Source organism: Microcoleus sp. B7-D4, assembly GCF_036705125.1.
Taxonomy (GTDB): domain Bacteria; phylum Cyanobacteriota; class Cyanobacteriia; order Cyanobacteriales; family Microcoleaceae; genus Microcoleus.
This window is the reverse complement of record NZ_JAUBTT010000166.1, coordinates 1-9639: the sequence shown is the minus strand read 5'-3', so window position 1 is coordinate 9639 and position 9639 is coordinate 1. Positions and strand designations below refer to the sequence as shown.

The window sequence follows — 9639 nt, the reverse complement described above, 5'->3', positions numbered from 1 at the left end:
TAGATAGGGGGTAGGCACGGGGAGTAGGGGTAGCACTACCCCTACAAATTTACATGAATGATTTAGGATTGCTATAGTAGCGGTTTCAAATGCCGAGTTTGAGCGGCTATCTGCGATCGCATTTTACCCAAGTTTAAAGCAACGGTTCCCAACCCAGAATTTCCGCCACTTGCTGTGCCAAACTCAAAGGATCGAAAGGCTTTGCAATCACCCCCGCTACCCCCAAATCAGCAAATTCGCTCAAATCCATCGCCTGCACCTTAGCCGTCAGGAAAATCACCGGAATCCCGCGAGTAGCCGCATTGTTTTGCAGCAAACCAAACAGAGTAACTCCGTCCATATCCGGCATCATCACATCTAGCAGAATAGCGTCAGGGAGTTGAGTTTCAGCTAAAAGCAATCCTTGGCTGCCGTCGGGCGCGCTTAGTACCGTCCAGCCGCCTAAATGCTCCAGACAGGCCTGAATCACGCTGCAGAGGTTTTTTTCATCATCGATTACCAAAATGCGCTTTGCTGACATAATTAAAACTCAAATTTTAAATAAATCATGGTAAACCGAAAAAGGACTTACGCACGCTGCCTCCTCAACCGGGTTTCTTGACAGATATAGCAGAAAGAAGAAGCAATAAAATTAAGAGTTTCAGCACTTAAAAACGTCCTAATCGTCGGGCGCGGTTGCTATATTATGCCGCTCACCTACTTAAACCGAGAACAGAAAAATCGATATATAGCCCTTGCAAACTCATTCTCCCCGCGTGCGTTGCGAGGAACGTTAGCTTTCGCGATGTCTTATGAAAGCAATCTCAAAACTCCAAACTTTTTCCCCCTTCGCCTTCCAACTGTGCGGGCACTGTGAAATAGAAACTGCTTCCTTCTGAGAGAACACTTTCGACCCAAATTCTGCCCCCGTGCTGCTGTACTATGCTGCGACAGATAGCCAAACCCAAACCCGTACCTCCTTTTTGGCGGGAGTCAGAAGCATCCACCTGTTGAAACCGTCCAAAGATAGTTTCTAGTTTATCAGCAGGAATCCCCCGCCCTCGATCTTTGACTTCAAATAAAACCCGTGAAGCGTAGCTATCCCGTAGGGAATCGCCCAAATCTTCAACCCTGACAGTTACTGTACTCCCTGGAGCGGAGAATTTAATCGCATTGCTCAACAAATTTACCAGCAGTTGAACAATTCTGTCCGGGTCAGCCCAAATTTTTGCTTTTTGGGGCAAAATCGACAAATCAATGTTATTTTCAGCAGCCAAAGAAAGTACAGATTCTGCAGACTTCCGCATCAAAACCTGGGCATCGCACCACTGCTTGACGAGGATAACTTGGCTTGATTCGAGCCGCTCTAAGTCTAGAATATCGTTTACCAAACGCACTAACCGTTCGGTATCGCTCGAAGCGATTTCTAACATCTGTTTAGCCGTTTCCGGTTTACTTTTCAGTACCCCAGCCGCCAGCAAACCTAAAGAACCGCGAATCGAGGCAAGCGGCGTTCTCAGTTCGTGGCTGACAATCGAAATAAACTCATTTTTCATTTTTTCAATTGCCCGACTTTCTGTGATATCTGTGACTGTGCCGACGTGACCAATTAGTTGAGATCTGTCGGAAAAAATCGGAGCTGTTTTCAGCCGACAAAACCGGATGGTTCCGTCTCGCTGGATGTGGCGGAATTCGCAGGAAAATTCCCCATCTAGCGATCGCGATTGGGGCCACTTAGACAGAATTAGTTTGAGGTCTTCGCGGTGAACAAACCGCATCCAGCCGTTTCCTAAAGCTGCTGCAGGTGTGAAGCCACCAATTGCTTGACAGCGAGGATTTGTATAGGTACATTTCCCCTCAGTATCAATTTTGAAAATACCCACGGGGGAACTCTCGCTCAGAGAGCGAAATAAAGCTTCGCTTTCCCGGAGTTCTGCTTGAGAGCTTTCTAGTTCTCTGGTGCGCTGCAAAACTCGCATTTCTAACCGTTCGTTGAGCTGTTGGAGGGCGGCTTCAGCAAATTTGCGATCGCTAATATCCCGGTGCACTGATACCCAGTGGGTAAACTCACCATTTTTGTCCGCTATGGGCACAATGCTCATTTCTACCCAAAATTCCGTCCCGTCTTTGCGGTAATTGATCGAGTCAACCCGCACCGGCTGCCAGGTTTTCAAAGCTGTCCGAACTCGATGGAGACTGGCGCGATCTGTTTTTTGTCCTTGCAAGATGCGCGGCGTTTTGCCCACAACTTCTTCTAGCGTATAGCCGGTCATCCGCGTGAAAGCTGGGTTGACATAAAGAATTCGCGGGCCCGGTTCCTCAATCGGTTCAGCTTCGGTAATTAACACGGCGTCGTTAGTGGTGGTGACTACTAATTCCAACAGGCGCAACTGTAATTCTCTAGCTTTGCGATCGGTAATTTCTGTAACAGTCCCCACCATCCGCACTGCATCGCCTGCTTCGTTGTAAAAAAACTTACCTTTCCCCTCCATCCAGTGAATGCTGCCGTCGGGCCAAACCACACGGGTTTCGTGACAGAAATCTCCTCGCTGGGCGATCGCCTGATTTATAGCATTCTCCATACTTTTTAAATCTTCTGGGTGAACGCAAGCTGCAACACTTTGATAAGTTCCGGCAAAAGAGCCCGGGGTCAACCCAAACAACTCTTCGTGTTCCCTCGACCAAACTATGCGATTTTTCTGCACGTCCCAGTCCCAAAATCCAATTTTGGTAGCCGACAAAGCTAAGCTAAGCTGCTCATTGGTTTTTCGCAACTCTATGCTAGTAATAGCAACTCGAAGTTCTCGGGCTATTTCGATTTCGCACGGCTGCCAAGGCAAAGATTTTGACCTCACAGTTTCTTGCCACAACTCAAAGGAAATGCGAGGAGACATCAATCGGCTGCCATCCGCTTTAAGTTCAATTTGCCCCTCTGGTGGACCTGCCCAGTTGACAGTTTGAAGTGCTTCGGGACGGAACCACAAAATGTAATAATTTTGCATCTCGGACATGGCAAGTACCAGCAAACCGCTAGCAAATTCTTGAAAGTTCTCGGCTGGTGGATACAGTTTTGAGAGAGAATCTGTATAAAAAACCTCATTATTTATTTGAGTTTTTATCCAAGCAATTAAGTTTTCGATTTCTACCAATTCCGGGGTTTGCCCGATGGTGGTTAAATTTTCATTTGCACACACAACTCCACCGGTAGCACCCACTAAGCCCAGCAATTCATCTCGGTATGTTAGTAAACCTTCTACAAAGCAGTTTTTTTGATAAATTTCTGTGATAAATTTTTGGCAAAGTGCTTTTAAATAAATTGCATATTCCCGGTCTTCGCTATCTTGTTTGTAGCTGAGTTCTAGATTTACAAACTTGGCTAGCAGTTCGCAAGCAGTTCTTGTTTCGTAGTTGACATACTTTCGTGTTGGGTGGTGACAGGCGATCAATCCCCAGAGTTTTTTATCTTTGATTAATGTTAGGGTCATGCTAGCGGCAACGTTCATATTTGTGAGATATTGAACGTGGCAAGGCGAAACTGTTCTCAACAAAGAGCCACCCATATCTAAAGGGCGACCCGTCAGCGGATTGCAGTGAGGAATTAGTTCTACAGGCTGACAGTTAATATCGGGAATAAACCGAATTAAATTCATGTGGAAGAGGTTTCTTGCCGGGGCGGGGATATCGGTAGCCGGATAGTGCAGTCCCAATAAAGGAGCCAAACTTTCTACTTTGTCTTCGGCGACAACTTGCCCCGCACCTGTGGCATCAAATTGATAGACGATCGCTCGATCGAAACCGATGATCCTCCGCACTTCTTCAACTGCTGTCTGACACAGCACTTGCAGGTTTGGTGTTTTGTGGATTTTGTCGATCGGCTCTTGGACTAAATTATAACAATTGAAACAATCGCTCGTTTTTGGGGAAACAACCGACTCTAGTTCAACAATTAATGCTGAATTTGATTGATGCAGCGTCCCCTCAAAAAAAGACTTGCGGTCTTGACTTTTGAATGATAATCTGAGCGCGTTACGTTGTTGGTCGTTTTCAAATAAAGCTTTTTCAATAGCCTCAATTTCCTCAATCTCGACAAATTCCTCTAAAAATTGATCCAAAAGTTGTTCGGGGTAAAGGCCCATCGCCTCAAAAGTATTGTTGCTAACTTGCAAAATTTTCAACGCCGGAGATTCCAGCACCAAAAGGATGCCGTGAGGTTGAATGGAACCCGGGGCGTAAATTAGTTCGCAGTCGCTGTTATTGAGAGTGCCTGTGTCTGAGGGCAATACCATTGCTTTCATCTGATTAATACTTCTCTAAATTAGCCTGTGTTCTCGATCGGCGGGCAAGCATCAATCAACAGCACCGCGTCGCAATCACACAATCTAACAATCCCCAGTCTTGGCTAAGGCTTCCTGAGTTGTTTCGGACACGCACTGCATATTTGCTCCTAGTTATCCCATTAAAAAAAAAGAATACAAGTGTAGGTACGCGATCGAAACCCATATCTCATCAGTCATTCCCACTTCTTCAATTCTTTAATTCTTTAATTTTTTAAATCTAAAATGGGATTAGCGCTGTGCCTGAGCCAGTCTGTTTCTCAGTTGAGTCCGCTCCAAACGATTCAGGAGGCGAGCAATCAATTCCGGTTTCACGATCGGCTTGTTCACGTAGTCGTCAGCACCTGCGACAAACATTTGGCGCACTATTTCCGATTCGGAATGAGCTGTCAAAAATAGCACGGGGAGCTTGCTCCAGCGCAAATCGTTGCGAACTGCCAAACACAGCTCGATACCGCTGTAACCGGGCATCTCCACATCTAAAATTAGCAAATCGGGACAAGTCGTTTCGAGTACCTCCCAGAACTTTTCGGGATCGTCCAATGTTGTTACTTGAAATCCCCAAGGTTTTAGAATCACTTGCAGTGCAGCCAATAGATGCACGTCATCGTCTACCACCATAACTTTAGCTTCAGCAGGGCCGGTCTGGTCGAGAACTTGGGCGACTGCTTTGAGTATATCTGCTGGGGGCATAGATTTGTGTAAAAAGCCCGAAGCTCCCAAACGAGCAACTTCTATTCGATCGCTCAATTGATTGTGCCCGCTAAAAACCATCACCGGAATTTCGGGTTTTTCACGGAGGAGTTCGGCTAGGAGAGAAAGTCCGTTTTCCTGAGCTTTGGAAAATGTCAAATCCAGCAAAATCGCGTCGGGAGGCTGTTGAGAAATCGCATTTCTTGCCGCTTGCGGAGAGTTGGCGACTTCTATCTGGAAGCCGGAACCGGATGCTACTGTTTTGAGTTGATCGCTCCCAAAATTATCATCCTCAACAATCAGCATTCGGCGCTTTTGGGAAACCGCAGGAACCAAATCGCCTTCTGGTTCGGGCGACGGGCGATCGAATATCTGTTTGATCTGATGCAGAAAGCCTTCAATCTGCTGAGCCGTATCCGGTTTCCAGATGTTTTCAGGCTTGAACAAATGTTCTATCTGGCGCGCAACTTCCGAACCTTTCGGCAGCCCTAACGTTCCCAAAGAACCGACTAATTTGTGAGCTTGAGCCTGGGCTTCCTCGCGCACTTCGCCCTCCAAGCTTCCGTTTTTCAGTTGAGCGAGCGCGCGATCGAATATCGCCACCTTTTCTATAAAATTAGCTTTTAAATTTTCCCGCATTTGGGCAATCGCATTCAAGACTTTGAGACGGCGCTCGTCTTTGTTTAATTCCTGGCTCGACTCGCTGGATTCAGGAGATAAAGTCTCTTGAGTCTTAGCAGTTTCTGCCGTTTCCTGCCCAACTTGTTGGCTCTCAATCTCCTCCGGCAGACTTTTGAGCCGATAGCCCAATCCGTACACTGTTTCCACTAAATCTACTGTCATCCCGGCTGCTTTCAGCTTCTGCCGCAGCCCCTTGATGTGAGCGGTAACGGCTTCTTCTTGAGGAAATTCGCCGGCCGACCAAATGCGATCGAGGATGGCGCTGCGACTGAAAATGCGCCGAGGATTTCTCAGGAAAAGTTCTAGCAAATTGTACTCTTTGGGAGTCAAGTGCAGCACTTTTTCGGCATAAGTTACTTCCGTAGTGTCCGGGTTGACTTGCAGTTTTTCCCATGTTAAATTTGTACTCGACAAAGTTGCCTTACCCCGGCGCAGCAAAGCCCGAATTCGAGCGATTAATTCTTCGAGATTAAAGGGTTTGACCACATAATCGTCTGCACCAGCCTCTAAACCTTGGACTCGATCGTTGCTGCTATCTAGCGCTGTCAGCAGTAAAATCGGCATTTGGCAGCCGGACGATCGCAATTTCCGACACAAACTAATGCCGTCGAGTTTAGGAATCAGCACATCCAAAACAATCAGGTCGTAATCGTATGCCTGCACCAAATGCAACGCTGTTTCACCGTCTGCAGCCGCATTCACATTGTAATTGTGAGAGTTCAGCGCTTGAGTCAGCAAACTGACTGTAACTGTGTCATCTTCTACCAGCAGGATTTTCATAAACCTCACCTGTCATTCCAACTATTCTTAGAACTTTTTATCGGTTTTTGGGGCTAATTAAATAGCCTTTTTACAACCCCATTTAAAAATTCCCCACCTTCAGTATAACAAATAGTCTTTGACCAAGAGGATAATAGTCAATTATTATTTTTATTTTGTTTGTTTTCCTCTCCAAATATTTCATTAGATTCACGCTGGGATTTTAGGGCTTTTTGGACTTCAGCGCCTGCTGAATCTTTTGAATCAGATATTGCGAGGAATCTTGATGTTTAACTAAGTCTTCCAACTCGGAAACCGTAACTTCGGCCTGTTCTGTCTCTCGAACTAAAGAATCAGCGGTAACACTTTTTATGCCTGCCAAAGGTTCTTGGATAGCGGTCAAGGAATTGAAATTTTTTTCCGCTATTAATTCTTCCAACTCTAACAGGGCCATTTCTGCGCGATCGATCTTGATCGTCACGGATTTAGCCACATTAGCACCCGCTCTTGCTGCCTCCGTGATTTCGTGAACTCGAAGTTTAAACCGGCTGGCAATTTGCTCCATTTGAGTCCCCAATTCAAAAGTTTTACTTGCCAGTCTGCCAATTTCTAGACTCACTTTGCTCAGACCGCTGGGCTGACTTCCCATTTGATTGGTAACTACAGCCACCTGTACTGCTAAATGCCTGACTTGTTCGATCGCCTCCCGGATGGTTCGGGAAGTGCGATTAACCGTTTCTAAATCATTAGCTATTGCTTTGCCCACGCCCAAAATTTTATCTGTATTGTTGCAAATAGAATTAGCGCCTTGAAAAGTAGCTTGAAATGCTTGGCGACCTTCGGAAGAAATCAGTTTCGCAATCCTCACAAATCGCTGATTCATTTGAGCAATTTCTTCAGCTTGTTTGACCAGTGCCACTTGCTGGGCACTGGGATTAGTATGCAATTTTTCTGTTTGACGTTGTTGGATTTTTAAAAGCTCATTACATTCGTGAACCTTAGCCTGTTCTTGTTGAAGTAGCGCCAAATACTTGTGTCTTTCTACTCGGTATTTTTGAAGAAGTTTGTTAGCTTGCGCTAAATGCTTTGACTGGGCAATCACCAGAGTATGAACGTCCAAAAGGTGGTGGCTCTGGTCTTCCCTTACCACAATAATCGGTTCATAAATCAAGTCTTTGTGCCTGTGGAAAGACGCTTGGACGGCATCGTCAACTTTCCAGTTTTCCGAAAGCAGCAAAGGCGGAATTCTAATAAAATCTAACAAGGCTCGAATCGGGTGTGACCCGTAAAGTTCTACGCGATCGGGAAAACTCATTTGCTCTCGAAATTTGACGCGAGAAATCATGCCCAATACCTGTGATTCATGAGTAATAATGACTCCTGGCAGGTCTGGTTCTTGCTCAAATCTTTCAGCCACTACCTGTCCTAGAGTTGTAGCGCTCACTTGGAAGTCGTGACACGGCAGATGTCCGATCGTGAAATCGGGGGTGAGTTGAGTTGGATTGCTCATTTACCCGGATAGTGTTAAGTACAAGTTAACAAATTATATATTAATATTATACTGGAATAAGATTGTTGAAAGTAGTCAACGACCCAGCACGGAAGTGACTGGGCTTCGCGCCTAAAACTTCATTTTCAGTTGACCAGCCTGACAGTAATGACACCAAGCGGATACGTAGCTAGTCCCATGTTCTGTCGTTAAGGGTTAAACATTTTTATTTGGGTTAAGGACGTGCCATTAGCCGAATCAGCTCAGAAAACAAAGGCGCGTGCTAACTTCACCCCAGCAATGGGAGTGGAATTGCTTAGTTTCCATCAACAACCCAGTTCACAAACACAACCAGAAGCGATCGATTATACAGCCGTATCCCTTCCCCCCGTTTCCTCCTACCGCTTTCGCGCTCGTAAAGCGGTGAAGTGGGGGTCACTCGCCCACAAGAAAGAGTAATCCCTAGGAGGGGCATTTCTCAGACATTTTTCGTAATAAGTCCGACAATTGGTGTATGAGAGAGTGATTCACTTAGAAAAACCTACCATGTCCAAGTATGTACCACCAAGAATCGCTATTCAACGACTCGGAGTATGTGCAAAAACACGCTTAGCAGTGGGAAAAAGAAGGGAAAATCAAAGCGTACAGAACACCTTCAGGACAGCCACGACATGACGGAGACTCAATTGTCGATATTCCATCTACTCAACCAACAATCCTCTACGCCAGAGTTAGCAGTCGAAGTCAAAAAGCCGACCTTCTACGACAGGCTGACTTTCTTGTGTCTCGCTACCCCGCAGGTGAAATTATCCAAGACATCGGGAGCAGCCTCAATTTCAAACGGAAAGGTCTTATCACCCTACTGGAACACATTTACACGGGCGACATCGGAATGGTTGTCATTGCCTCAAAAGATAGATTGTGTCGGTTCGGGTTCGATCTTATCTCATGGTTTGCGGAGCGGGGCGGGTGTAAGATTTTGGTTCTCAACAATAGTTCACTTAGTCCAGAAAGAGAAATGGTTGAAGACATACTCGCAATCATCCACGGCGACCGTTGCCGACTCTACGGACTCAGGAAGTATAAAAAGCAAATCATTGAAGACTATGACGTACCGAGTTTACCCAAAGGGGGAGACAAAAAGAATCTGGATGCTGAGAATTCATGCCAATCGAAAAGTCTACAATAACGCGATTGCTTACCTGAATCAACATCAAGGAAAATTCACGTATTATACTGTGGACAAAAAAACTAATCAACCAGTCTTAAAAACTTCAGGGAAGCAAGCTTTTCGGAGTTTTTGTAAAACTTGGGACTCCCAAATAATTCCTGAATGGTGCAAAGAACTAGGCATAGCTCACGGGTTAGATAATGCACTCTTTGAGGCTTACACAGCTTGGAAAAAAACCGATAAGCAGCCCGCTCAAATAGGTAAAGGGAAAAAGGCAAAAATCAATCCTTTAGTCGGATTGAAGTTAGCTCGGTTCCGATCGATACGATCCCAAAAACAGACCATTCAGTTTGCTCCGGGGGACTATAAGAACGGTCATTTAATGACCAATTCTAGTAAAGGTTTAGAGAAACCTCTATGGACAGGGCAAGATTTCTGCTTAATTAACTACGATAGAGCCGTAGAAGTCACCTACAACAAGGGGCGCTGGTTTGTAAATATGCCTGTAGAGATGGACGTTCCAGAGTCTAAAA

5 protein-coding genes and 1 pseudogene are annotated in these 9639 nt (G+C 45.7%); 2 read left to right on the top strand and 4 right to left on the bottom strand.

What is annotated here, in order from left to right:
* Positions 1-133 precede the first annotated feature (133 nt).
* From QUB12_RS35445 to QUB12_RS35430, 4 genes are all read right to left on the bottom strand, one after another.
* The gene (locus tag QUB12_RS35445; RefSeq protein WP_333139573.1) at positions 134-520 is read right to left on the bottom strand and encodes a response regulator; all 387 of its coding nucleotides are present in this window, start codon (positions 518-520) and stop codon (positions 134-136) included.
* 283 nt (positions 521-803) lie between these two features.
* The gene (locus tag QUB12_RS35440; RefSeq protein WP_333139574.1) at positions 804-4274 is read right to left on the bottom strand and encodes a PAS domain S-box protein; all 3471 of its coding nucleotides are present in this window, start codon (positions 4272-4274) and stop codon (positions 804-806) included.
* Between the two features lie 270 nt (positions 4275-4544).
* Entirely contained in the window at positions 4545-6467 is a 1923-nt protein-coding gene (locus tag QUB12_RS35435; RefSeq protein ID WP_333310800.1) for a response regulator, read from the bottom strand.
* Positions 6468-6669: 202 nt separating this feature from the next.
* Entirely contained in the window at positions 6670-7956 is a 1287-nt protein-coding gene (locus tag QUB12_RS35430) for a chemotaxis protein (RefSeq protein ID WP_333310798.1), read from the bottom strand.
* A gap of 613 nt (positions 7957-8569) precedes the next feature.
* On the opposite strand from QUB12_RS35430, the gene QUB12_RS35425 reads away from it, so the two are divergent.
* On the top strand, positions 8570-9124 hold the full coding sequence (locus QUB12_RS35425) for an IS607 family transposase (protein ID WP_333310802.1): 555 nt from the start codon (positions 8570-8572) through the stop codon (positions 9122-9124).
* A pseudogene (locus tag QUB12_RS35420) lies at positions 9087-9639 on the top strand (RNA-guided endonuclease InsQ/TnpB family protein); the annotation flags it as partial. The gene QUB12_RS35425 and the pseudogene QUB12_RS35420, both read left to right, overlap by 38 nt.

Excerpts from the sequence above, each read along its gene's own strand:
- QUB12_RS35445 (WP_333139573.1), bottom strand. The coding sequence starts at position 520 with ATGTCAGCAAAGCGCATTTTGGTAATCGATGATGAAAAAAACCTCTGC.
- QUB12_RS35440 (WP_333139574.1), bottom strand. The coding sequence starts at position 4,274 with ATGAAAGCAATGGTATTGCCCTCAGACACAGGCACTCTCAATAACAGC.
- QUB12_RS35435 (WP_333310800.1), bottom strand. The coding sequence starts at position 6,467 with ATGAAAATCCTGCTGGTAGAAGATGACACAGTTACAGTCAGTTTGCTG.
- QUB12_RS35430 (WP_333310798.1), bottom strand. The coding sequence starts at position 7,956 with ATGAGCAATCCAACTCAACTCACCCCCGATTTCACGATCGGACATCTG.